The sequence below is a fragment of the Zobellia barbeyronii genome (genome assembly GCF_018603515.1).
Lineage (GTDB): Bacteria > Bacteroidota > Bacteroidia > Flavobacteriales > Flavobacteriaceae > Zobellia > Zobellia barbeyronii.
Map to the genome: position 1 here is coordinate 584,812 of NZ_JACATN010000002.1, position 25,066 is coordinate 609,877.

The 25,066-nt window shown below is 36.4% G+C and carries 26 protein-coding genes; 19 read left to right on the forward strand and 7 right to left on the reverse strand.

Going from position 1 to position 25,066, the window contains the following annotated elements; genetic code table 11:
* Nucleotides 1–13 precede the first annotated feature (13 nt).
* Nucleotides 14–499 (reverse strand): GNAT family N-acetyltransferase, encoded by a 486-nt coding sequence (locus HW347_RS06965; RefSeq protein ID WP_214611180.1) that lies wholly within the window; start codon nucleotides 497–499, stop codon nucleotides 14–16.
* A 142-nt stretch (nucleotides 500–641) separates the two neighbouring features.
* Between HW347_RS06965 and ribD the strand changes: the two genes are divergently transcribed.
* The 4 genes from ribD to HW347_RS06985 are packed head-to-tail and all read left to right on the forward strand — an operon-like array spanning nucleotide 642 to nucleotide 3,741.
* Nucleotides 642–1,673, forward strand: coding sequence for a bifunctional diaminohydroxyphosphoribosylaminopyrimidine deaminase/5-amino-6-(5-phosphoribosylamino)uracil reductase RibD (ribD, locus tag HW347_RS06970; RefSeq protein ID WP_214611514.1), 1,032 nt, complete (start codon nucleotides 642–644; stop codon nucleotides 1,671–1,673).
* Nucleotides 1,666–2,271 carry an HAD family hydrolase gene (locus tag HW347_RS06975; protein WP_214611181.1) on the forward strand — a complete coding sequence of 202 codons (606 nt, stop codon included), beginning with the start codon at nucleotides 1,666–1,668 and terminating at the stop codon, nucleotides 2,269–2,271. Before ribD ends, HW347_RS06975 begins: the two co-directional genes overlap by 8 nt.
* A gap of 1 nt (nucleotide 2,272) precedes the next feature.
* Entirely contained in the window at nucleotides 2,273–3,136 is an 864-nt protein-coding gene (locus tag HW347_RS06980) for a DMT family transporter (RefSeq protein WP_214611182.1), read from the forward strand.
* Nucleotides 3,136–3,741: an IMPACT family protein gene (locus HW347_RS06985; protein WP_214611183.1), complete on the forward strand. Its 606-nt coding sequence runs from the start codon at nucleotides 3,136–3,138 to the stop codon at nucleotides 3,739–3,741. The genes HW347_RS06980 and HW347_RS06985 overlap by 1 nt, the downstream gene beginning before the upstream one ends.
* Before the next feature lie 87 nt (nucleotides 3,742–3,828).
* Here the strand turns inward: HW347_RS06985 and HW347_RS06990 are convergent, their stop codons facing one another.
* Complete coding sequence (locus tag HW347_RS06990; RefSeq protein WP_214611184.1) at nucleotides 3,829–4,239, reverse strand: acyl-CoA thioesterase; 411 nt, start codon at nucleotides 4,237–4,239, stop codon at nucleotides 3,829–3,831.
* Between the two features lie 207 nt (nucleotides 4,240–4,446).
* Here HW347_RS06990 and dnaA point away from each other — a divergent pair, with 207 nt between their 5' ends.
* From dnaA to HW347_RS07010, 4 genes are all read left to right on the forward strand, one after another.
* Entirely contained in the window at nucleotides 4,447–5,871 is a 1,425-nt protein-coding gene (gene dnaA / locus HW347_RS06995) for a chromosomal replication initiator protein DnaA (RefSeq protein ID WP_155595877.1), read from the forward strand.
* 6 nt (nucleotides 5,872–5,877) lie between these two features.
* Complete coding sequence (locus HW347_RS07000; RefSeq protein ID WP_214611185.1) at nucleotides 5,878–6,324, forward strand: low molecular weight protein-tyrosine-phosphatase; 447 nt, start codon at nucleotides 5,878–5,880, stop codon at nucleotides 6,322–6,324.
* A gap of 14 nt (nucleotides 6,325–6,338) precedes the next feature.
* Entirely contained in the window at nucleotides 6,339–7,064 is a 726-nt protein-coding gene (locus HW347_RS07005) for an SAM-dependent methyltransferase (RefSeq protein WP_214611186.1), read from the forward strand.
* A 134-nt stretch (nucleotides 7,065–7,198) separates the two neighbouring features.
* Entirely contained in the window at nucleotides 7,199–7,585 is a 387-nt protein-coding gene (locus HW347_RS07010) for a VOC family protein (protein WP_214611187.1), read from the forward strand.
* 272 nt (nucleotides 7,586–7,857) lie between these two features.
* Here the strand turns inward: HW347_RS07010 and HW347_RS07015 are convergent, their stop codons facing one another.
* The 4 genes from HW347_RS07015 to dapF all read right to left on the reverse strand — a co-directional run bounded on the left by HW347_RS07015 (nucleotide 7,858) and on the right by dapF (nucleotide 10,971).
* The gene (locus HW347_RS07015; protein WP_214611188.1) at nucleotides 7,858–8,487 is read right to left on the reverse strand and encodes a hypothetical protein; all 630 of its coding nucleotides are present in this window, start codon (nucleotides 8,485–8,487) and stop codon (nucleotides 7,858–7,860) included.
* Between the two features lie 146 nt (nucleotides 8,488–8,633).
* Entirely contained in the window at nucleotides 8,634–9,677 is a 1,044-nt protein-coding gene (gene mltG, locus HW347_RS07020) for an endolytic transglycosylase MltG (protein ID WP_214611189.1), read from the reverse strand.
* The gene (locus HW347_RS07025; protein WP_214611190.1) at nucleotides 9,677–10,201 is read right to left on the reverse strand and encodes a GNAT family N-acetyltransferase; all 525 of its coding nucleotides are present in this window, start codon (nucleotides 10,199–10,201) and stop codon (nucleotides 9,677–9,679) included. The genes mltG and HW347_RS07025 overlap by 1 nt, the downstream gene beginning before the upstream one ends.
* The gene (dapF, locus tag HW347_RS07030) at nucleotides 10,195–10,971 is read right to left on the reverse strand and encodes a diaminopimelate epimerase (RefSeq protein ID WP_214611191.1); all 777 of its coding nucleotides are present in this window, start codon (nucleotides 10,969–10,971) and stop codon (nucleotides 10,195–10,197) included. The genes HW347_RS07025 and dapF overlap by 7 nt, the downstream gene beginning before the upstream one ends.
* Nucleotides 10,972–11,160: 189 nt before the next feature.
* Here dapF and HW347_RS07035 point away from each other — a divergent pair, with 189 nt between their 5' ends.
* From HW347_RS07035 to HW347_RS07080, 10 genes are all read left to right on the forward strand, one after another.
* Nucleotides 11,161–12,552, forward strand: coding sequence for a trypsin-like peptidase domain-containing protein (locus HW347_RS07035; RefSeq protein ID WP_214611192.1), 1,392 nt, complete (start codon nucleotides 11,161–11,163; stop codon nucleotides 12,550–12,552).
* Between the two features lie 114 nt (nucleotides 12,553–12,666).
* Nucleotides 12,667–14,115 carry a glyceraldehyde-3-phosphate dehydrogenase gene (locus HW347_RS07040; RefSeq protein WP_214611193.1) on the forward strand — a complete coding sequence of 483 codons (1,449 nt, stop codon included), beginning with the start codon at nucleotides 12,667–12,669 and terminating at the stop codon, nucleotides 14,113–14,115.
* Between the two features lie 148 nt (nucleotides 14,116–14,263).
* Nucleotides 14,264–14,887, forward strand: a complete 624-nt coding sequence (locus HW347_RS07045; protein WP_155595867.1) for a tRNA (guanine-N1)-methyltransferase — start codon at nucleotides 14,264–14,266, stop codon at nucleotides 14,885–14,887.
* A 42-nt stretch (nucleotides 14,888–14,929) separates the two neighbouring features.
* Nucleotides 14,930–15,373, forward strand: coding sequence for a GNAT family N-acetyltransferase (locus tag HW347_RS07050; protein WP_214611194.1), 444 nt, complete (start codon nucleotides 14,930–14,932; stop codon nucleotides 15,371–15,373).
* An 11-nt stretch (nucleotides 15,374–15,384) separates the two neighbouring features.
* Nucleotides 15,385–16,059, forward strand: coding sequence for a tRNA (guanosine(37)-N1)-methyltransferase TrmD (trmD, locus tag HW347_RS07055; RefSeq protein ID WP_214611195.1), 675 nt, complete (start codon nucleotides 15,385–15,387; stop codon nucleotides 16,057–16,059).
* A 140-nt stretch (nucleotides 16,060–16,199) separates the two neighbouring features.
* The gene (gene rplS / locus HW347_RS07060) at nucleotides 16,200–16,550 is read left to right on the forward strand and encodes a 50S ribosomal protein L19 (RefSeq protein ID WP_214611196.1); all 351 of its coding nucleotides are present in this window, start codon (nucleotides 16,200–16,202) and stop codon (nucleotides 16,548–16,550) included.
* A gap of 707 nt (nucleotides 16,551–17,257) precedes the next feature.
* On the forward strand, nucleotides 17,258–19,477 hold the full coding sequence (locus tag HW347_RS07065; RefSeq protein ID WP_214611197.1) for an NADP-dependent isocitrate dehydrogenase: 2,220 nt from the start codon (nucleotides 17,258–17,260) through the stop codon (nucleotides 19,475–19,477).
* A gap of 127 nt (nucleotides 19,478–19,604) precedes the next feature.
* Nucleotides 19,605–22,004, forward strand: coding sequence for a TonB-dependent receptor (locus HW347_RS07070; protein ID WP_214611198.1), 2,400 nt, complete (start codon nucleotides 19,605–19,607; stop codon nucleotides 22,002–22,004).
* Nucleotides 22,005–22,008: 4 nt separating this feature from the next.
* Nucleotides 22,009–22,866 (forward strand): DUF4249 family protein, encoded by an 858-nt coding sequence (locus HW347_RS07075; RefSeq protein ID WP_214611199.1) that lies wholly within the window; start codon nucleotides 22,009–22,011, stop codon nucleotides 22,864–22,866.
* A gap of 36 nt (nucleotides 22,867–22,902) precedes the next feature.
* Complete coding sequence (locus tag HW347_RS07080) at nucleotides 22,903–23,145, forward strand: DUF6095 family protein (RefSeq protein ID WP_214611200.1); 243 nt, start codon at nucleotides 22,903–22,905, stop codon at nucleotides 23,143–23,145.
* Between the two features lie 4 nt (nucleotides 23,146–23,149).
* On the opposite strand, the gene HW347_RS07085 is transcribed toward HW347_RS07080, so the two are convergent.
* A complete protein-coding gene (locus tag HW347_RS07085; protein WP_194535490.1) occupies nucleotides 23,150–23,833 on the reverse strand; it encodes a DUF4294 domain-containing protein in 684 nt (227 codons plus the stop codon).
* Between the two features lie 102 nt (nucleotides 23,834–23,935).
* Here HW347_RS07085 and HW347_RS07090 point away from each other — a divergent pair, with 102 nt between their 5' ends.
* Entirely contained in the window at nucleotides 23,936–25,024 is a 1,089-nt protein-coding gene (locus tag HW347_RS07090) for a M42 family metallopeptidase (RefSeq protein WP_214611201.1), read from the forward strand.
* Nucleotides 25,025–25,066: the final 42 nt, after the last annotated feature.

A 25,066-nucleotide genomic window follows, 5' to 3' on the forward strand; every position in this document is an offset into this window, starting at 1 on the left:
TCGGAACTATACATTATAATTTAGCGAGCATATACACGGGACATGAATAGTGACCCGTATCTCCCAAAGGCTTATCTATATACTCAAATCCCATTCTTACATAAAGCTTTTGAGCAGCTTTCATATAAGGCATAGTTTCCAAATAGATTTCCTCAAAATTGAATTCCTTTGCCTTCTCAAGACATTTCTGCAACATTTCAGAACCAATTCCGCGTCCTCTTGCTTCCTCCAAAAAATACATTTTCTGCAACTCGCAAATATTATCCTCGCTGTTATCTAATTGAGCAATTCCGGCACAGCCCAAAATAGTTTCATTTTCTTCAACAACAAAATATGACGCACGCGGTTTATCATAATTTTCGAACATATGATCAAGCGTTACATCTGCATAAGCAGTGCCTACTTTGGGAGCGCCTAAATCCACTAATACCTTGCGAATCAACGCTGCTACTTGCTCGTTATCTTCTTTTCTTATGCTACGAATGTTTACTGCACCCATTTCCAATAAATAAAATTCTATTTTTACAGCGTGAAGATACGTAGAAATGTGCGTATGTTACCTTTCTAAAATACCACAAACCAAGCCTATGTTGCGCAACGAATCCCTACCTAAAAACAACTTTTCCAGAGATGAAGTCTATATGCTTCGTTGTTTGGAAATTGCCAATAACGGCTTGGGAACTACGGCACCCAACCCAATGGTAGGCGCTGTAATTGTTCATGAAGATAAGATTATAGGGGAAGGTTTTACGAGCCCCTACGGCGGGCCACATGCAGAAGTAAATGCTATAAATTCAGTAGTAAACAAAACACTTCTTAAACAGGCCACTATATTTGTTACCCTAGAACCCTGTTCTCATCATGGAAAAACACCACCCTGTGCAGATTTGATTGCCAAACATGGCATTCCTAGAGTTGTAATAGGTCTTGTAGATCCACATACAAAAGTAGCTGGCAAAGGAATAGAAAAACTTAAAACTGCAGGAAGTGACGTAATAACGGGTTGCTTAGAAAAAGAATGTAGAGTGCACCACCGTCGCTTTCTAACATTTCAAGAAAAGAAACGTCCTTATATCATTCTAAAATGGGCCCAAACCGCCGATGGTTTTATCGCGCCAAAAAAAGAAGAACGGACTACGAACCCAGAACCCTATTGGATTACTAATCCTTATTCGCGACAGCTCGTACATAAATGGCGTAGCGAGGAACAAAGTATTTTAGTTGGCACCAATACCGTGCTAGAAGACAATCCCAAATTAGATGTGCGCTTATACACCGGTAAAAATCCAACACGCATTGTATTGGATAGAAAACTCAAAATAAGTGCTGATCATCATGTATTGGACGAAAGCATACCTACTTTGATTTTAACCGATACAGAAGATACTCCTCTTCAAATTGAAAATATAGCCTATCATCAAATTGATTTTAATGGGGCTATAGCGCAGCAAATTTGCGAGGTACTTTATAAGGAGAATATTACTAGCGTCCTAATAGAAGGCGGAAGTCAAACTTTGCAAACTTTCATTGATTCCGGTTTGTGGGATGAGGCTAGAGTTTTTATAGGTGATAGTCAATTCAAGACAGGAATAGCAGCACCAGAACTCAAAGGAAAAATTATTAGCACGAAATCTATTGACAAGGACACCTTAAAAATATATAGTAATGATTAAGAATATTATTTTTGATTTTGGCGATGTATTCATCAATTTAGATAAAGGCATCATATTTCGTGAAATGGAAAAATTTGGTGGCTCTATAGACCTAACCCCAGAAATGATAGCGTTGAATGGTATTTATGAAGTGGGAGGAATCTCCTCAGAAGAGTTCATAGCACAACTTCAATCTCAGTATCCCAAAGCTAGTGCGATAGAAATTGAAAATATATGGAACTCTATGTTACTAGATTTTCCCGAAGAACGACTAGAGTTCATTGAAAACCTAGCCAAAGAAGGTGAGTATAGACTCTTTCTACTCAGCAACACCAACGATTTACATATTACCCATGTAGCGCAAAAAATGGGTTCTGATAGATACGAACGATTCCAAAAACCGTTTGAAAAATTTTATCTCTCTCACGAAATCAACCTTAGAAAACCCAATGCAGAAATTTATCAATTTGTTCTGGATGAAAATGGACTAAAGGCCGAAGAAACTTTTTTTATAGACGATACCAAAGAAAATACAGATGCTGCCGAAAAGCTAGGTATTACCTGCTGGAACATTCAGGTAGGTAAAGAAGATATCGTTCAATTAAAATCAAAACTATAAGATGGCATCACTTGCCTTGAGCATATTAGCTTCTAGCCTCATCTTTATTATTTTTAAACTATACACCCGGTTTAAGGTCAATACGCTTTTTGCCATTGTTACCAACTACTTTGTGGCTTCTAGTGTAGGCCTTATGCGATATAAAGGAGAAACCAGTTTTTTTGATGTACCAGAAAAACCTTGGTTCTTTGGTACATTTATTCTAGGCATACTTTTTATAGTTGTTTTTAATCTCATGGCCATGGCCTCCCAAAAAGTAGGCGTTGCAGTAACTTCAGTAGCAACAAAAATGTCTTTTGTGATTCCAGTTGTTTTTGGCATACTACTTTACAATGAAGAACTAAGCTCTATAAAAGTAATTGGCATTTTATTGGCCCTAGCTGCGGTCTACTTTGCGGCCTTAAAAGAATCTACGATAAAATTTAAAAAGTCAGCGCTTATTTTACCCGCATTAGTATTCTTAGGCTCTGGCATTATTGACGCCAGTTTAAAATACATACAAGAAATACATATTAAAGAAGAAGATTACCCATTATTTTCTGCCACAGTATTTGCCTCGGCTGCATTTATAGGACTTTTAATCACGGTTTTTAAAGCGGCTGAATTTAAAGCCAAATACAATATAAACACCTTAATAGGTGGTATTGCATTGGGCGTGGTAAATTATTTTTCCATTTACTTCCTTCTTAAAGCCTTACAAAATGAAACATTGAACAGTTCTTCTGTTTTTACAATAAATAATGTGGCTATAGTAATGTTCACTACGCTTTTAGGTATCATTTTGTTTGAAGAAAAAATTAGTCCCAAAAATTGGGGCGGCATTGCATTGGCCGTAACAAGTATAATTTTAGTTGCTTTTGGCTGATGGATAATAAAACCGACACATATAAAACGGTCGCCAAACCTTCTGAAGAAATACTTTTTAAAGAAAAGAAAAGTAAATTCTACGGATACGCATTCCCTGTTGATAATGAAGATGAGGTAAAAATCATCATTGAAGACCTTAAAAAGAAACACTCTAGCGCCAACCACGTATGTTATGCATGGCAAATGGGTATTGAACAGCTCAGTTATCGCGCAAACGATGACGGAGAACCCAATAATTCTGCCGGAATGCCCATTTATGGGCAAATACAATCTTTTGAAGTTACCAATACCCTTGTTGCCGTAGCCCGCATCTTTGGAGGAACAAAATTGGGAGTAGGCGGGCTTATTAGCGCCTATAAAATGGCCGCAAAACTTGCTCTAGAGAACTCAAATATCGTAGAAAAAATAGTCCAAAATCAGTATAAAATACGTTTTGAATACGCTCAGATGGACGTGGTAATGCGCGTCATAAAACAGAAAAATCTAGAAATTATTTCGCAAAAAATGGAGATGAATTGTGAGCTAATCATTGCCGTTAGAAAGAGGGATTCAGAGCAAATAAAGGACATTTTTGTAGGAATTTACGGAGTAGATATCACATAAGACCTTTTGCCTGTTGTTTAACAGGCATACCAAGAATAAACTTCTTTCAAACTCATCATTTTTTTCTCTCAAGCACCAAAATTAAACTTACTTTTTAGCCCTTTTTTCAATTAAATCCAACAGATATTTTGGACATCTAATTGGTCTTTTATTTTCCATTTTAATAAATGCTAAAACTGTATTTGCTTCAGCAATAATTTCTCGTTTTTCATTGTAGATTACAAAGTCAAATTCGATCTTAACAGAAGGCGTTTTTTTGAGCGTCGTTTCAACGGTAAGTAGGTCATCATAAAAGGCCGATTTCTTGTAGTTCAAAGACAAAGAAATAACTGGCAACATAATTCCGTTTTCTTCCAACTCTTTGTAAGAAATACCTGTGTCACGTAACCACTCTACCCTTCCCATCTCTAAGTATTGCGCATAGTTGCCATGATACACCACTCCCATCTGATCTGTTTCCGAATATCGTACTCTAAAAGAAATATTGTTAAAACTCATAAATTATCATGTAAAAATTATATCTTTAATAGATTTTGTTTATAGCTGGTCGAACATGCAAAAAAAAAAGGGTAAATTCAATAGAGTTTGATTTTTTTTTTAGTTTTTTTGTTCACATATTTGCCTCCCGAGAAAGTAACGATTATTCCGTTCACTTTCGACCGATTTACGAAATCACTAACCAACAAAAATAAGATCAACTTTCGCATGGGTGTTACTGCTATTTCCGTATGGAACAATTGTTTGACATTTATCAAAGATAACATTCAACCGCAGGCATTCAAAACTTGGTTCGAACCGATCAAGCCGGTAAAGTTATCTGACAATGCACTGAGTATTCAGGTGCCTAGTAAATTCTTTTACGAGTGGCTTGAAGAGCACTATGTGAAATTGTTAAAAGTTGCGCTTACCAAAGAATTGGGTGAGACTGCAAAATTGGTGTACATCATTAGAATGGAAAACACCTACGGCAACAAAGAACCATTTACAGAAAAGATTCCTAGTTCCAACAGAGCAACTATGAGTCCACAGGAAATGGATGTGCCGATCAAGTCAAAAAATCCTGAACTTAAAAATCCTTTCGTAATACCTGGTATTCGAAATATTAAAATTGAATCTCAACTTAATCCCAACTATAATTTCGATAATTTCTTAGAAGGGGACGCAAACCGTTTGGCTAGATCTGCCGGTATGGCCGTTGCTAACAAACCTGGTGGCACTTCTTTTAATCCATTATTAATTTTTGGCGGTGTTGGCTTAGGAAAGACTCACTTGGCCCATGCCATTGGAGTAGAGATAAAAGACAAATATCCAGAACGTACTGTTCTTTATATTTCAGCTGAAAAATTTACACAGCAATATATAGAGTCTGTTAAGAAAAACACCAGAAACGATTTTATTCACTTCTACCAATTGATAGATGTGCTTATAATTGATGATGTTCAGTTCTTAAGCGGAAAATCAGGAACACAAGATGTTTTCTTCCATATTTTCAACCATTTGCACCAAAACGGAAAGCAGGTTATATTAACCTCTGATAAAGCTCCGGTAGACATGCAAGATATTGAGCAACGATTGTTGTCTCGTTTCAAATGGGGGTTATCTGCAGAACTTCAAACGCCTGACTACGAAACACGAATTTCTATCCTTAAGAACAAATTGTATAGAGATGGTGTTGAAATGCCAGATGATATTATAGATTATGTTGCTAAGCATATTAAAAGTAACATACGTGAGTTAGAAGGCGCCATTATTTCTCTAATAGCACAATCTTCTTTCAATAAAAAGGAAGTTACTTTAGAACTGGCTCAGCAAGTAGTTGAGAAGTTCGTAAAAAATACCAAACGAGAAGTTTCTATAGACTACATTCAAAAAGTGGTTTCAGATTATTTCGAAATGGATGTTGCTACGCTTCAGTCTAAAACTAGAAAACGTCATATTGTACAAGCAAGGCAGTTAGCTATGTTCTTTGCGAAGAAATTCACCAAAGCATCATTAGCCAGTATTGGGTCTCAAATAGGAAAAAGAGATCACGCCACCGTATTACATGCGTGTAAGACTGTTGACAACTTAGCAGAAACTGACAAGCAGTTCAGAAAATACATAGAAGACCTTACTAAGAAATTCTCTTAAACCCTTATGAAAACCAAAGTCTTAATGGTCTGCCTAGGCAATATTTGCAGGTCTCCATTAGCGGAGGGTATTCTCCAAGACAAGGTTGACCCAGAAAAGGTTTTTGTAGATTCTGCAGGAACCGGAGGTTACCATATTGGGAAATCACCAGACCCGCGTTCTATCACTGTTGCACATAATCACGGTCTAAATATTGAAAAGCAGCGCTGTCGTCAATTTCAAAAATCAGATTTTGAAAAATTTGATGTAATTTATGCTATGGACCGCAGCAACCTTAATAACATTCTAAGTCTAGCTAATACACCAGAAGATGCTAAGAAGGTTAAATTATTGCTTGCAGAAGTAGAATTACCTGTTATTGAAGTGCCTGACCCGTATTGGGACGACAATGGCTTTGAAAAGGTATTTCAACTTATAGACACCGCTTGTACGTCTATTGCCAAAAAACTTTAATAGAACCAAACGTTATGGCCAACAGAATTGAAAACCAAGGAAAATTATATTTAATACCTACCACACTTGGCGAAAACGAGCCATTAGAAGTGTTACCTATTTCAATTAAACAAGCCATTGAACAAATTGACCACTACATTGTTGAAAACGAAAAAACGGCAAGACGGTTCATTAAAAAAATTAGCCCAAGAAAATCACAACCAAACCTACATTTATCTGTTCTGAACAAGTATACAGAAGCAGCAGAAATACCTACATTTCTACAATCGTGTCTTGATGGTTTCAATACCGGTATACTATCTGAAGCTGGTTGCCCTGGAATTGCCGACCCTGGTGCAGATGTCGTTAAAATTGCCCACGATAAAAATATTCAGGTTGTGCCTTTAGTAGGTCCATCCTCTATTGTTCTAGCCCTTATGGCTAGTGGTATGAACGGACAAAGCTTTGCTTTTAATGGATACTTACCCATAGACGGTCCTGAGCGTAAAGGTGCAATTAAAAGATTAGAAAAACTATCTAAAGACTACGGGCAGTCTCAGCTGTTCATTGAAACCCCCTATAGAAACGACAAGCTTTTTGCAGAGTTACTCAAAACACTAAATCCTGGTACAAGAGTCTGTATAGCCTGTGACGTAACACTTCCCACAGAATATATACTTACCAAAACTATTGCCGACTGGAAACGGACTAAATTAGAATCTCTTCATAAGCGACCTGCAATTTTTATTATTCAGGGGTAATTCTTGTTTTTTTTTGTCTTTTTCTTTGCCAAGTAATATTGCTTGGTGTACTTCTCTTTGTTTTTTCCCTTTACTTCCTTATTTTCAATAAAGGTTTAAGAAATCATATATTCAATTAAAATTCAATTTTATAAATGCATACTTTTTCATTCGACCATATTGCTCTTTCTGTAAAGGATATTAACGAATCTCTTGAATTCTATCAAAAAGTACTTCAACTTAAAGAAATCAAGAATACAGCTTCTAACTCCAAAACAAGATGGCTGTCTATTGCTGAAGGGAAACAACTTCATCTTATTCCACGTCCAGATTTTCAAATAAAAGTAAATAAAGCTGTTCATTTTGCTTTAACAACATCTGACTTACCCTCATTTGTAGCCTATCTAAAGAAAATTAATATTGCATACTCTGATTGGCTCGATAGTCCGAATAAAGATTATATTCGGCAAGACGGAATTAAACAGGTTTATTTTCAAGACCCAAATGGATATTGGATTGAAATAAATGATGATTGCCGATAAGGCTTACAGACTATAGAAAAATAAATACAAACAATGGTAACCATTGTGTAATGCATTAATTCCAGACTATACATGCTGATATAAGTCGAAGAAAAGAATTTTTAAATACATAATTCAATCCAACCTTGCAAAAATAATAAGCCAACATAGTGATTTCTACTAACTATAGAAACCCTTTTAAAAATCGCTAAGACCCATAAAAAACAAACCCCAATATTTCTATTAGGGCTTGTCCACTTTCATATGTAAATTAAATCTTTAACAGGAGATACTTATACTTTAGGGTTTCGTTTTGGCGAAACGTACGAGATATCATATCCTGAAAACTTCTTCATGTATTTTGCAATGTTGGTTCCGTAGCTGTCCGATACATCGAACGCACCCCATGAACGTAAGTACTTTTTAACATTTCCGGCACCGGCCAAGTGGGCTGCGGCCATCATTCCAGATTCTGTAATTTCGACTCCACCTATTCGTTTTCCAACGAAACGGGCAATATCTCTTCTCAGAATCCACTTGTTACGAGCTATATTAGTATTAAAAGCTCTTTCCTGTAAAACAGGGTCATTTAAAAAACGTGTTGCGTTATAAACACCCATTAGCTGTAAGGTACCGATACCAAATTGGTATTTTCCCAAATACCCAAGCGTATTTGTCGTAAAATAGTTACCCTGCGATTCTTTAAACGCTAGAGCTTCTTTAAAACCGATATACGAACTCCCTATAAAAGGAGGAGTCAATAACATCGTAGCATGTACAGTTTTGTTTTTGGGAAACAAAACCTCAGTAGGTTGTTTTACTTTAAGAGTTTCTGGTACTTTCACCTCTTTGGATTCAAAACCAAAACTCAATAAAATAAAGGTAATGATCAGGGGGCTTGATAAACTTAGCCACTTTCTCATATGTTATATTTACCTAAGACTTACGAAAATTTAGCCTGCTTAGATTACGAGGGGCAAAGATAAGCTCGTTTTCTTGTTGCAATTTACAAGGCTTTGTTAAAAATGCCCCATTTTAGTTAACAGGTAATAAACAGCGGACAAAATCCCTATCTATTGATTTTTTGGGCATTTATCCACCGGACATACTGCGCCTTATTGCGGTTATGCTGGGCCAAAGTCTTAGCGAACTTATGGTAACCGAAGTTCTCTACGTTAGCAACAAAAAAGATGTAATCATGCTTCTCTGGATTAAGAACTGCATCAATAGCAGTAATATCCGGCATAGCTATAGGACCAGGAGGAAGACCTGCATACTTATAGGTATTATAAGGAGAATCTAACTCCAAATCTTTATAAAGAACTCTCTTGATTATGATATTAAAATCACCTTTGTGTTTTTTTAAGGCATAAATAACCGTTGGATCCGCCTGTAGCAAGATGCCTTTTCTTAAGCGATTAAGATACACTCCTGCAACTCTTGGCCTTTCATCAACTTTTGCCGTTTCTTTATGTACAACGGAAGCCAAAGTGATTACTTCTGCAGGGGTAAGATTCAATGCTTTTGCTTTAGCCAAACGCGCATCGGTCCAAAAACGCTTGTATTCCTTTAACATACGCTCCCTAAACTCCTTTCCTGAAGTATTCCAGAAAAACTCATAGCTATTAGGTATATACATAGCCAATTCTGTATTCTCATTAAAGCCGTTCGCTTTTAAGAAATCATCATCAGTAAAAGCTTGTAGTAATGTTAAACTATCCGGTTCTATTTGCATAGCTATCCTTCCTGCAAGGTCTGCAATGGTCTCTTGATTATTAAAAGCAACCTTAACTGGTATGTTTTGACTACGCAGCGAATTTATAATGTCGTTATTATTGGCACCCTTTTTAATAACATACTTACCGCCTCTAACATTTGATGCATATCCTTTACGTTGTGCAACTTTCTCAAAAGAAGCCATATCTTTTATAAGAGGAGTTACCAATTCACGCACTTCATTAAAATCGGCATCAGAAGGTACATATATGTAAGCTTCTTTATTTTCGAAACTAGTGTTGGGCGAAAAAATGGCGTTATATACCGTGTAGGCAAAAATTCCACCACCAATAAGACCAGCAATTACTATAATTAGTAGAATACGTTTTATATACATTAGGCATTTATTTTTTGAAACAAAATCTCATTATTATATTTTCCATCGGAAAAAATCCAATCCTTTTTTAAACCTACTTCCTCAAAACCCATCTTTTTAAACAAATGTAAACTTGGGTTATTACTCTCCATGACATTGGCATAGAGCTGATGAAGATTTAAAACCTTAAAAGCATAATCAGTTACTAATTGTATAGCCTCCGCTCCTACTCCTTGGTTTCTATTCTCTTTATTAGATATAACTATCCCTATTCCCGCCCTAAAATTTTTAGGGTCAAAATCAAATAAATCTATAAGTCCTACTGGTGAATTTTCCTTATTACAAATGCAGAGACGCAATTGCTTAACATCATAAATATCGCGGTGGGCATTATCTAGGTATAACTCTAATACATGTTTTGAATACGGAGCAGTAGTTCCGCTAATTTCCCAAATCTCGGTATTGTTTTCTAACTCATAGAGAAAATCCAAATCACTTGGTTCCAATCCTCTTAGAGATATGTGTTCTCCTTTCAAACTTAGCATACTATCTCTCCTTTGAACACTTGTTTGGCAGGACCTATCAAATGAATTTGACTATAAACTCCGTCTTTTTCAGTCAACTCAACCTGTAACTCTCCGCCTTGCGTATGCACTTTAATTCTATTTGCTGAAGTTTTCCCAGCATTATGCATAGCAATTGCCACAGCGGTTACACCGGTACCACAGGATAAAGTTTCGTCCTCTACTCCACGTTCGTATGTTCGCACAGCAAAAGTGTCATCTTCTAAGACTTCTACAAAATTTATATTACTACCTGTTTGGCCATAAAGACCGTAACGTAACTTTTTACCTTCTTTAAACACCTCAAAGCCCTCAACAGTTTTCACCATTTGTACGTGGTGGGGAGAACCTGTATCCAAAAATACATATTCAGACTTTTCTTTAATTTCGGAAACGTCTTGCATTTGCAGACTAACAATTCCGTTTTCAATAGTTGCAGCATGTTTACCATCTGCAGCGTTAAAAACAGTATCATTATTTATAACTCCTAAAAAGTTAGCAAACGCCACGGTACAACGACCGCCATTACCACACATACTACCTTCACGACCGTCTGCGTTGTAATAAACCATTTTAAAATCTGACAATTCGTCATTTTCTAATAGAATCAAGCCATCACCGCCTATGCCAAACTTTCTGTCACATAGAAATGCAACTAGTTTGGTATCATTTTTGGGAAATTCTAATTGTCGGTTATCGATAAGAACAAAATCGTTTCCAGTGCCTTGATATTTGTAAAAACTGAGTGTCATAAGAATATTTAAAGACACAAATATAGGCTTTTATACTATCAGAAATAACCTCTTTGGTCTGCTACTTAGCGACCTGAAATAGTAGGGATTAAGATATATTTGGCAGTTAAAGAGTAGTTAAAGCAAATATAAACCACACAAAAAACGACTAATTTTAACATATCACAGAAATTTAAACAAAACAATAGCATGAAAAAAATTGCCAGTACCTTTTTTATCGCCCTCTTTGCTGGAGCAATCACATTGGGCAGCTACAAATTATTTTTTGAAAATAACAACTATGCGGTTATCACTCAAGATGAGGGACATTCCGTTTTTAATACTAGCCTCACCCCTACTTCCGCAAAGGGAGCAGGAATTAACGAAGTTGATTTTACTGTTGCAGCAGAGAACACAGTTAATGCAGTTGTACACGTTAAAAATGTAACCGTTGGCAGAACACCACATAATCTTATGGACTTCTTTTATGGAAGTGGTGGAAATGAAAGACCTCAAGTAGGAACAGGATCAGGTGTTATCATATCGCAAGATGGATACATCGTAACCAACAATCACGTAATTAGTAAGGCTAACCAGTTACAGGTAACCTTAAATAATAATAAAACTTATGATGCGGAACTTATAGGTACCGACCCTAACTCTGATATTGCACTTATCAAAATAGATGCAGAAGGCAATCTTCCGTATTTAGCTTTTGGTGATTCCGATGACATGAAAATAGGAGAATGGGTATTAGCAGTGGGTAACCCTTTCAACCTAACATCTACAGTAACAGCAGGAATTGTTAGTGCTAAAGCTCGTGATTTAGGCAAGAATCAATCATTTATACAGACTGATGCCGCAGTAAATCCTGGTAACAGTGGTGGAGCACTAGTAAATACCAACGGTGATCTTATTGGCATTAACACAGCTATAACCTCTCAAACAGGTAGCTACGTGGGGTACTCATTTGCCGTACCTAGTAACATTGCAAAAAAAGTTGTTGATGATATTCTTGAATATGGAAATGTTCAAAAAGGGATTTTAGGAATAAAAACCTTGAATATAAATACGCCGTACGCCATTGAAAAAGGACTTAATGAAATAGAAGGTGTTTATATTTCTGGTATTGAAGAAGGAACAGGCGCAGAAGACGCAGAATTACAAGAAGGAGATGTTATCAAAAAAGTAGATAATATTAAGGTTCGCAAATTTGCCGATCTTACCGGATATCTTTCTGCAAAAAGACCTGATGATTCCGTAGAGGTTACTATTGACAGAGACGGCGAAGAGTTTACCGTACCTGTTATGCTTAAGAAAAGACAAACTGTAATTATACCGGTAATGGGCCTTGAAGTAAAAAACTTAAGTAAGGATGACAATAAAAAGTTTAAGACCAAAACTGGAGTTAAAATAGTTGGAGTACCTGAAACGTATCGTGGGTATGGTCTTGAAGGAAAGGTTTTGCTGTCTGTAGACGATAAAGAAATAAATGATATTGAGGAAGCAAGAAGTCTTTTCGGAAATATTTCTAGATATGGAAAAACAAGTATCACTATGGTTAATGAAAAAGGCGAGAGAGAACGTCTTATTTTTCAATAAAAAGATGAAGCTTTAATATTACAAACACCCCAATTGGGGTGTTTTTTTGTTTTAAATAGTTCCAAATAACACTAAATAACTACTTTTATATCAAAATATAACTCAACTTAATAAATGACACCCAACGCTTCTTACGAAAAAGAATTGGCCTTCCAGGCCGACAGAAGAAAAGCTACCACCGAATTCATTAAGCTGGTAAGCGACCTTTGGTACGATAAGACTATTGAAATCGTACTTTTCAAAAATCAGGTTATAGACAAAAATGTAAGTGACATTATAAATCTGCACGAATATGCAGGTGAATTTGTTCAGAAACCAATTTCCATTTTTGACTCAACCGAAATTTTAAGAGCTATAAATGACATTCAACTTCCTCCCGCGAAATTGGATATTGGTAAAATAACCTATGAATACCACTCCGAAGACAATCATAACACAGATATAAAAGCCTTTGTTTTTGATAAGTTGAAGGATGCTGATGATTCAACCCCTTTAAAACCAAAAGATATTGTTCTTTACGGGTTTGGAAGAATAGGTAGGCTTTTGGCAAGAGAACTTATGGCCAAGACCGGTAAAGGCAACCAATTACGTCTAAGAGCAATTGTTACTAGGGACGCCCACGACATTGAAATTCTTGAAAAAAGAGCCAACCTTTTGCGAATAGATTCTGTTCATGGCAAGTTTTCCGGTACAGTAGAAACTGATTTTAAAAACAAAGCCCTAATCATTAATGGTACTACGGTACATATGATTAGCGCTGATCGCCCTGAAAAAATCGATTACACTCAATATGGTATAAGTAATGCCCTTATTATTGATAATACTGGTGCTTTCAGAACTAAAACGGAATTAGAAAGACATTTGGAAGCTGAAGGTGCATCTCATGTACTTCTAACGGCACCTGGTAAAGAAATTCCTAATATTGTTCATGGGGTTAACCACAAGATGTATGACCCAGATGCTATTAAAATATTCTCGGCCGCCTCTTGTACCACCAACGCCATAACACCAATCTTAAGTGTTGTTGAGGATTCTTTGGGTATTGTAAAAGGACACCTAGAAACCATTCACGCTTATACGAACGACCAAAATTTGGTAGACAATATGCATAGTAAGCATAGGCGCGGTAGAGCTGCTGCCTTAAATATGGTCATAACAGAAACTGGTGCAGGTGCTGCAGTTGCAAAAGCTTTACCAGAATTAAAGGACAAACTTACCTCTAATGCCATTAGAGTACCCGTACCTAATGGGTCTCTTGCTATTTTAAATCTTGAGATTAAAAACAAAACCTCCATAGACGGCATTAATACAATCATAAAAAAGTATGCCTTGGAAGGAGATTTAGTTGAGCAAATTAAGTACTCTTTAAGCAAAGAAATGGTGTCGTCGGATATTGTTGGGACAAATGCACCATCTATATATGATAGTAATGCAACTATTGTGAGCAATAAAGGCAAAAACATTATACTCTATATATGGTATGATAATGAGTATGGCTATTCTCATCAAGTAATTCGTTTGGCCAAATACATTGCAAAAGTTAGACGCTACACGTATTATTAATTTTAAAAGGGAAACAAGGGTAAGATATTGGTCGTTTTGAAGGTATTTCCAATCTAATCGCAACCTTATCCTTGATTTTTTTTATTAATTGATATTATTGAATTACTTTAGTCGGCTGATATACATTAATTCAAAGAATCACTCCAACATGAAAGGCTTAAGAATCCTGTTACTTATAACGGCTTTACTAGCATATAACCTACAATTCGCCCAAGAGGAAGAAGAAACTCAAGACGCATTGTCTTTAGACAGAGGGCCAATAGATAAACAATTTGAATTTGTTTTCGTTAAATCCGGTAACTACCGTGCAGATGGAAAGAAATATGAAGTTGTTCGTACTATTTCTTTAGAAAAACTTCGTCAGAACGTTCTTGACACCCTTAAAGGGTACAATAAAAGAGCTGGTGAATTAAAAGCTACTATAGGAGGTCACGAATCTACAATTGGTTCGCTAAACGAAAAATTAGAAGAGACCACCAATAACCTGGCTGCCGTAACCGAAGAAAAAGACAGTATGTCTTTCTTAGGTATTATGGTTTCAAAAAGCACATATAATGCTATCCTTTGGACGGTTATCGCTTCGCTTTTGGCATTGTTACTTTTCTTTATCTATAGATTTAGAAATAGTAATATTTTGACACAAGAAGCCAAGACCAATTTGTCTGAACTTGAAACCGAATATGAAGACCACAGAAGACGGGCTTTAGAAAGGGAGCAAAAAATTAGCAGGCAACTGCAAGACGAGATCAACAAGTACAAGAAACAGAAATAATTTAAAAAGCTCCTCTCGGAGCTTTTTTTAGTTTAGAGCACTATGAAAATTATACAAGCAAACCAATCTCACGTTCAATTATTGGCGCCCCTGTTTGATAATTACAGAGTATTCTACAAACAAATTTCTGACCTAAGTGCTGCCACTTCATTTCTCGAGGAACGCTTGTCCAAATCAGAATCTATCGTATTTATAGCTTTTATTGACGAGGAACCTGCAGGTTTTGTTCAATTGTATCCTACTTTCTCCTCAGTTTCCATGAAGGCTAGTTATATATTGAATGATCTCTATGTAGATGGGCAACACAGAAAAAAAGGAATTGGAGCTGCCTTATTAACTATCGCACAAGAATTCTGTGCCAAAAAAGGATACAAAGGTCTTGCTCTGGAAACCGCAATTGATAATCCTGCACAAAAGCTCTACGAAAAACTAGGTTGGGAAAAAGATTCTCACGCTTTTCACTACTTTTGGCCCACTAATTCTTAGTCCAAATTAAAATGCGCATTGACATTATTACCGTATTACCCGAACTGCTGGAAAGTCCGTTTGCTGCATCTATTTTAAAAAGAGCCATAGAAAAAGGCCTTGTTGAAGTGCACATGCATAACATAAGAGACTATACGGACATGAGCTATAATCGTGTTGATGACTACCAATTTGGTGGTGGAGCCGGTATGGTACTTATGATAGAACCTATAGATAAATGTATTGCGGCATTAAAAGCCGAAAGAGAGTACGATGAAATTATCTATATGACCCCAGATGGCGAGACTTTGAACCAAAGAATGGCCAACGGTATTTCATTACTTAACAACGTTATTATTCTCTGTGGTCACTACAAGGGCGTTGATCAAAGGATTAGGGATGCGTTTATTACCCGTGAAATTTCTGTAGGCGATTATGTGCTTTCTGGAGGAGAACTTGGTGCAGCTATCCTTTGCGATGCTGTTATTAGATTAATTCCTGGAGTTCTTAATAATGAAACTTCTGCATTAACAGATACTTTCCAAGATGACCTCCTTGCCCCTCCTGTCTACACAAGACCTTCAGAATATAAAGGAATGAAGGTTCCAGAGATACTTTTGAGTGGTAACTTCCCTAAAATAGAAGAATGGCGGGAAGATCAAGCCCTTAAAAGAACCCAAGAACGAAGGCCTGATTTACTGGAATAAGGAAGCAAATACCCTATGCTTCAAAAAATCAAGAAAATATATTGCCTATTCTAATTTATAGAGTATTTTTGCACCCTGTTAAATTAACCTCTGACGATAATCGTGAATGTTGACCATAACATAATCAATAAAAAAATATCATGGAAGAATTATTAAAATTCGTACAAGACGAGTTTGTTCCAAAAAAAGAATTTCCAAAATTTTCAGCTGGTGACACTATTACTGTGTTCTATGAAATTAAGGAAGGTGAAAAAACACGTACTCAGTTCTTTAGAGGTGTTGTTATTCAAAGAAGAGGTTCTGGTTCTACTGAGACTTTTACAATTCGTAAAATGTCAGGTACAGTAGGTGTAGAGCGTATTTTCCCAATTAACATGCCAGCCCTACAAAAGGTTGAAGTTAACAAAAGAGGTAAAGTACGTAGAGCTCGTATCTTCTACTTTAGAGGTCTTACTGGTAAGAAAGCGCGTATCAAAGAGGTTCGTTCTTAAACCAATAACATATAGTAGTAAAAAATCCCGCAATAGCGGGATTTTTGCGTTATGAACAATTGTTAATATCCATGGTTCATAACATGTTGATTATTAATATGTTAAAAATCTTGGTAGCTTTAACTATTTTTCCTACTTTTATTAAACAGAAGAAGAAAATCTCTGTCTAAAGAGAAATTCCAAAACTGTTATAGAGTTTGCGTTCTTTATATTATTGTTTAGGTTTTATAAATGTTTAAAGATGTATTTCAGAGTACGCCATTTAGCAAAACGAACGTATCAACAAAAGGCTGTCGCTTTTTGAGAAATGATTACGTGAACATATTTGTAAATATTCAACAGACGCAAGTCTAGGAAATATGCACAAAGATTGTGTAAACAATGAGAAGAGATATAAGTTGTAGCTTGATCCGATGATGAAGTACAGTTAATCTCAAACGTTGAAATTGTGATGCGAATGCAATCAAGGGTTGCCGATCTGTCAGAAGAACAGGGAAGAAAGTTTGCTATATCAATTTCTAAAAAGCCATATCAATGTACACGTACAATGATATGGCTTTTGTTTTGCCTTTTTTTTTCCTAATTCGCAAGGTTTTTGTTAAAATAGCTTCTAAAGCGAATCTGCTCGCAACTAGGGCTTATCTTTTGACTCGCAAGAATACTTAATGTCGTATATTTACTTCGCTTTAAATTAAACCTTTCTTTACATGTCTAAAATTTTTTACACAAAAACAGACGAAGCTCCGGCTTTAGCTACACAGTCATTTTTACCAATTGTAAAAGCGTTTACTAAAACTGCCAATATCGTAATTGAGACCAAAGACATTTCTTTGGCCGGAAGAATTATAGCGGTATTTCCTGATTTTCTTAAAGACGACCAAATAATAGCGAACGACTTGGAAGAGTTGGGAGCTTTGGCTAAAAAGCCTGAGGCTAACATTATCAAGCTTCCAAACATTAGTGCTTCTGTTCCTCAATTAAAAGAAGCTATTAAAGAACTTCAAGACAACGGGTACGCTTTACCTAGTTATCCAGATGAGCCTTCTAACGAAGCAGAGAAGGATATTCAGTCTAGATACGACAAAATTAAAGGTAGTGCAGTAAACCCAGTTCTTCGTGAAGGGAATTCTGACCGTAGAGCTCCAAGAGCCGTTAAGAATTACGCTAAGCAAAACCCACATAGTATGGGAGCGTGGAGCCCTGATTCAAAAACACAGGTGGCCACTATGGCTCATGGCGATTTTAAAGCCAATGAGAAATCATTGACATTACCCTCTGCTACAGCTATAAAAATAGAATTAGTTCAGAACGATGGAAAAACTCTTGTTCTTAAAGATAAATTAAGCCTTTTAGAAGGTGAGATTATTGATGCCACTGTAATGAGCAAAAAAGCTCTTGTAGCATTTTTGCAAGAGCAGATCAAAGAAGCCAAAAAACAAGGAGTCTTATTCTCGCTTCATATGAAGGCAACTATGATGAAAGTATCCGATCCGGTTATTTTTGGTTATGCTGTAGAGGTTTTCTTTGCTGATGTTTTCACAAAATATAAAGATACTTTTAAGGATTTAGGTATTAGCGCTAATGACGGATTAGAGAACTTGTTCGCTAAACTTCAAGAGCTACCTGCCGATAAAAGAGAGGCTATTGAAAATGATATTCAAAAAGCCATTAATGAAGGTCCTGCTTTGGCTATGGTAAATTCTGAAAAAGGTATTACCAATCTTCATGTTCCTAGTGATATTATTATTGATGCTTCAATGCCAGCAATGATACGTAGTTCAGGAAAAATGTGGAATGCCAAAGGTGAACAACAAGATACTTTAGCAGTTATCCCTGATAGCAGCTATGCCGATATATATTCTGCAACCATAGATTTCTGTAAAGAACATGGTGCTTTTGATCCTACTACAATGGGTACTGTACCAAACGTAGGCCTAATGGCTCAAAAAGCTGAAGAGTATGGTTCGCATGACAAAACCTTTGAAATTAAAAATCCAGGTACCGTAAAGGTTATTGATGTTAATTCTGGGAAAGTTCTTGACGAACATACGGTTGAAGAAGGTGATATCTGGCGTATGTGCCAAGTAAAAGATGCACCTATCCAAGATTGGATAAAATTAGCTGTTTCTAGGGCTAGAGCTACCAATGATCCTGCTGTTTTCTGGTTAGATGAAAATCGCGCACATGATGTTGAGCTTATTAAAAAAGTAAATGAATATTTGCCAAATTATGATACATCAGGATTAGACATCCGTATTCTTGCACCAAAGGAAGCTACAGAGTTTACACTTGCTAGACTTAAAGATGGTAAAGACACTATTTCCGTATCAGGAAACGTGCTTAGAGATTACCTTACTGACCTTTTCCCTATTCTTGAAGTAGGTACTAGTGCAAAAATGCTATCTATTGTACCGTTAATGAACGGTGGTGGTCTTTTTGAAACGGGCGCAGGTGGTTCTGCACCAAAGCACATGCAGCAATTTTTAGAGGAAGGCCACTTGCGATGGGATTCATTAGGTGAGTTTCTTGCTTTGGGTGTCTCTTTAGACTTTTATGGCGAAAAGAACAATAATGAAAAAGCAAGAATTTTAGGTGATGCTTTAGATAGCGCTACAGAAAAATTCTTGATCAACGATAAGTCGCCTTCAAGAAAGGTAAATGAAATAGATACAAGAGGAAGCCACTTTTACTTGGCAATGTACTGGGCAGAAGCCCTAGCAAATCAATCAAAAGATGCGGAGCTACAGGCTACTTTCAAAAAAGTTTTTGAAGTGATTTCAGCACAAGAATCTAAAATTGTTGATGAACTAATGAATGCTCAAGGCAAACCTCAAGATATTGGCGGGTATTACAAAGTAAACCAAGAGCTTGTTTCAAAGGCAATGAGACCTAGCCAAACTTTTAATTCTATTTTAGATACTATCTAATTTCTAGAATTCTTAGAATATTAAAGAGGCCTCTACTTTGGTAGAGGCCTCTTTCTTTTTAAAATACTGTTAACATTTTCCCAGTAGGTGTTTTTCTGGTTACTTTTATGAAAAATTGCTCCTTAAGATGAATCAACTCACCAAGATTGCTCTTGCGGTCTTTCTGCTCTTCTTCATTGATAGCTTCTCTCAAGAACGATACACCTTAAGCGGTACTATCTCAGAGGCCTCCAGTAATGAAACCCTTATTGGTGTAACTATTGCGTTTCCAGCAATACAAACCGGAGTCACTACCAACGAATATGGTTTTTACTCAATTACCCTGCCTGAAGGTGAATACCAACTGCAAGTAAGTTATTTAGGTTTTCAAGATATTATTGAAATCATAACACTTGATGCAGACCAAAAGATAAATTTTTCTTTGGAAGAATCTGCTGAACAATTGCAAGAAGTAGTGGTTACGGAAGATGTAGAGAAAATGGACGTTCGTGAGCCACAAATGAGCGTAAACTCCTTATCCGTTGGCACAATAAAAAAAATACCTGTTATTTTAGGCGAAGCCGATGTAATAAAATCCATCTTATTACTCCCTGGTGTAACCAATGCAGGAGAAGGCTCTTCTGGCTTTAATGTACGTGGTGGCTCGGTTGACCAAAATTTAATACTACTAGATGAAGCCACTATTTTTAATTCATCACACCTCTTTGGGTTCTTCTCCGTCTTTAATCCTGATGCCATAAAAGATATCAAACTTTACAAAGGGGGAATTCCTGCCCGTTATGGTGGAAGAGTATCTTCTGTTCTAGATATTTTTCAAAAGGAAGGTAATAGTAAAAAAATAAAAGTTAACGGAGGTATTGGTGCTGTGGCTAGTCGTTTACTGGTTGAAGGTCCTATTAAAAAAGATAAAGCCGCTTTCCTTATTGGAGGTCGTGCTTCATATGCTCATCTTTTTTTACCGCTTTTTGATGTAGACAACACCGCATATTTCTATGATTTGAACACCAAACTTAATTACAATATAAACGATAATAACAGTATTTTTCTATCGGGTTACTTTGGTCGTGATGTATTTAGTGTGAGTGATAGCTTTGTAAACACCTACGGGAATGCCGTTGGGAATTTTAGGTGGAACCACTTGTTTTCAGACAAACTGTTTTCTAACCTATCTTTAATTTATTCTAACTACTACTATGGTTTAAAATTAGACTTTGTAGGTTTTGATTGGAATTCGGGTATAGAAAACTTCAACATTAAATATGACCTGAAGCATTACGTAAATGACAAGTTTCAAATCAACTACGGTATTAATAACATCTATTATCGTTTTAATCCCGGTAAAATAGAGCCTAGCAATGCAGACTCGGGTATCATTGAAGAACAACTTACTCAAAAATACGCAAACGAATTTGCCGCTTATATTGATGTTGAGCATGACATTACAAAGAATTTAAGTCTTAACTACGGACTGCGATTCAGCAACTTTATTCGTCTGGGGCAGGATGAGATCAATGTGTATTTTAATGACAGTCCCGTTATCTTTGACCCCGTACTAAATGTATATCAAGAAGGTATCGCTATTGATACCTACAGTGTAGAAAAAAGCGGCAGTTTAGCTACTTTCAATAATTTTGAACCCCGTATTTCATTAGCATACACTTTAAATGATAATAGTTCTATAAAAGCTAGTTACACACGTCTTGCACAATACTTACACCTCATTTCAAACACCAGCTCCCCTACTCCTTTGGATGTATGGACGCCAAGTGGCCCTTTCGTAAAACCCCAACTTTTAGATCAGTACGCTGTTGGGTATTTTAAAAGGATTAGTGATGGTGAATATTCTGTGGAAACCGAAGTTTTTTATAAGGATATTCAAAACAGGATAGATTATATAGACGGTGCCAACTTAATAGCCAATGATGCTATTGAACAGGTTATTTTAAATGGAGAGGCAAGAGCCTACGGACTGGAGTTTTTACTACGTAAAAATGAAGGTAGATTTCAAGGTTGGCTTGCATATACCCTATCAAAATCCGAACAGAGAACTCCCGGTAGAACCGTAGATTTATCTGATGGTACATCTTTTACAGAAACGGGTATAAATTCAGGAGCTTGGTACAACACGCCATACGACAAAACTCATGATGTATCTGTTTATGCAAGTTACGACCTAAACGAGAAGTGGAATTTCAATACCAATTTTGTTTTTCAAACAGGCCAACCTACAAACTATCCTATTGGGCAATTCAGTTTTCAAGGACTTACTATCCCTTATTACGGCCTAAGGAATGAAGAACGCCTACCCTCTTATAATCGTATGGATGTTTCAGCCACACTTACTCCCAAAAAGAATAAGAACAGAAAATGGCAAACGGAATGGGTTTTCAGTATTTATAATGTTTACAACCGCAGAAATGCTGCATCTATAAGTTTTAGCCGTAACGAAGATACTGGTGCCAATGAAGCGGTTCGTACCTCTATTTTTGGTATTGTTCCCGCAGTAACTTATAACTTCAAATTCTAAGTCTATGAAAAAGTTAATATATATACTTTGTATGCTTCCAATTTTTACGGCTTGTGAAGATGTTATTGAAGTTGAAGTTCCAACGGACAAAGCTAGGTTAACCGTTGATGCTCTAATGCGCATTGACACCACACAGCCTTCCACAAATTATTATGCCGAAGTAAAAGTGAGTGTTTCAAGTAATTTTTTCGAAACTATAGAACCTGCCATACTGGAACAAATAAGTATCACCAACTTGGAGAGCCAAGAAAATATACCACTCTTTGAAACCTTTATTGGCAGCGGAGTATACCAAAGTGAAACCACAGTAGACTTTATGACCTCTGGTGAGTTGATTCTTTTCATACAGCACGAAGGCTCTAGATATGCTGCAAGAACAGCTTATGTACCTGCAGTTCCTATTAAGAAATTAGAACAAGGCGATGCCACTCTTTTCTCTGGAGAAGAAACCGAAATTATCGTAGCATTTGATGACCAGCCCAATCAAACCGACTTTTATCTATTCGATTTTGATTTTAATGAATATCTGGTCACGGAAGACACTTTTTACCCAGGACGCACTTTTGAATTTTCCTATTTTTATGATGATGACGTAAAAGAAGATATGACCATAGATATAAGTATTCTTGGTGTTGATAGGGCTTTCTATAATTATATGAACCAAATTATTGTTCAATCTGGAGGAGATCAAGGACCTTTTCAGACTCCTTCCGCAACGGTTAGAGGAAATATTCTAAACGTAACTAATATTGAAGATCTTTCAGATTTAGATAACTTAGCCTATTCAATAGATCAAGAAAATTTTGCATTAGGCTATTTTGCGGTATGCCAAACCTTTACCAAATCTATTACTATAGAATAATCTATTCAACTCACCCTATAAAAGTATACTATAATTATGTCTCAAAAGAGAACGGATAAAGACATGCTCGTAAAAGGCATTAAACATATTGGCTACACTATTGCTCTTATGTTTTTGGCGCCGGGCGTTATATATCAGGCATTCAAAAACCAGGGACATCCCTTATATTGGCCAGTTCTTATATTGGGCTTTATTATTGCCATTGGCGCTATAGCTATGGCTTTTTATAGCTTAAAAATAATAATGGATTCTCTATTTGGGAAGAAAAATAAAAATTAAATATCTAGTGCTTCTTACTTACGTCTCCCCATTTGTCGCTTAACTGAGCATAATCGTAATCTAAAACCGATTCTTGACGCTCCAACCTAAAATCTGTAAAAGCACGTTGTAAAATATCTTCTATAAGGTAATCCTCATGCACTGTCTCAGGCTGAAAAAGCTCTTTTAAGCTAATATTGAACATACTGGCCGTAGTATTGTACCAAAATGCACGCCAGCCACTACGAAGCTCCTTTACTAGCTCAAATGCAGTTTCACCGGTCTGTCTATATATTAGTTTTACCAAAATTTGACCTTCTGTACGGGTAAGTTTCTTAAGTTCCGCAGAAAATTCTTCTTCTATAAACTGCTGAATTTCTTTTGTATATTTTTTTTGATGTCTCTTTTTCTTAATTTTCGTAATACTGTCATTCAATTCTTCTAGACGTTCAGCTGCTAATTTGGCATACGGATAGACCTTCAACGTCTTTCTTCGAAGAATATAGTACCGTAATTTATCCTTGTATGAACTGAATTTTAATTTACCGAACAGATATACTTCATCTAAGTCAATAGAATTCCTAAAAATGGAGTCACCCTCTATTATAATCATCTTCTCCTTAATGGAATCCAATGGCTGTTCCTCTATTTGGGCATACCCTATAAACACGAGGTTTACTAAAAATAAAAACAAAATTGTTTTTTTCATAACCGACATTATACAAAAGCCTTGCCAAAATAACGATAAATAGGTCTGCTTATTATTAAATAAAAGTGAATATTAGTAAATTCGTATCTAAATATAAACTTAATGGCTACAAAGAAAATTCTTACCAAAAAATCACTTGATTTTTTTGAAAAATATTTGAACAATGCGGCGCCAACAGGCTACGAGTGGGAAGGTCAAAAAATATGGATGGAATACCTTAAACCATATGTAGATACTTTCATAACGGACACCTATGGTACGGCCGTTGGGGTAATTAATCCTGATGCTAAATTTAAAGTGGTTATCGAAGGGCATTCTGATGAAATTTCTTGGTACGTGAACTATGTTAGCGATAACGGATTGCTTTACGTAATTAGAAACGGCGGTAGCGATCATCAAATAGCTCCTTCTAAATGGGTGAACATTCATACCAAGAACGGAATCGTTAAAGGTGTGTTTGGCTGGCCAGCTATTCACACACGCGATAAAGGAAAAGAGACACCTCCTAAATTAGATAATATTTTTATTGATATAGGCGCCAAGGATAAAGAGGAAGTAGAAAAAATGGGCGTTCATGTAGGATGTGTCATTACCTACCCAGACGAGTTCCAAATATTGAATGGTGATAAATTTGTTTGTCGTGCAATTGATAACCGTGCCGGTGGTTTTATGATTGCTGAAGTTGCTCGTTTACTTCATGAGAACAAGAAAAAATTACCTTTTGGATTATATATCACCAACTCTGTTCAGGAAGAAATAGGTTTACGTGGTGCAGAAATGATTACACAAACTATTAAACCAAACGTAGCTATCATTACAGATGTGTGTCATGACACGACTACACCAATGATTGATAAAAAAACTCAAGGCCATACAGAAATAGGTGCTGGCCCTGTAATTTCTTATGCACCAGCTGTTCAGAATAAATTACGCGAACGCATACTTGAAACTGCCGAAGCTAATAAGATTCCTTTTCAGCGTATGGCTGCCTCTAGAGCAACCGGAACTGATACTGATGCTTTTGCGTACAGTAATGGTGGTGTTGCTTCCGCTCTAATTTCTTTACCGTTACGCTACATGCACACTACGGTAGAAACGGTCCATAGAGACGATGTTGAAAACGTAATCAGGTTGATTTACGAAACGATCCTGAATATAAAAGACGGAGAAACTTTTAGTTATTTCGATTAAAACAAATCACAACCCTCCCCAAAAAGGAGGGTTCTTTTTTTT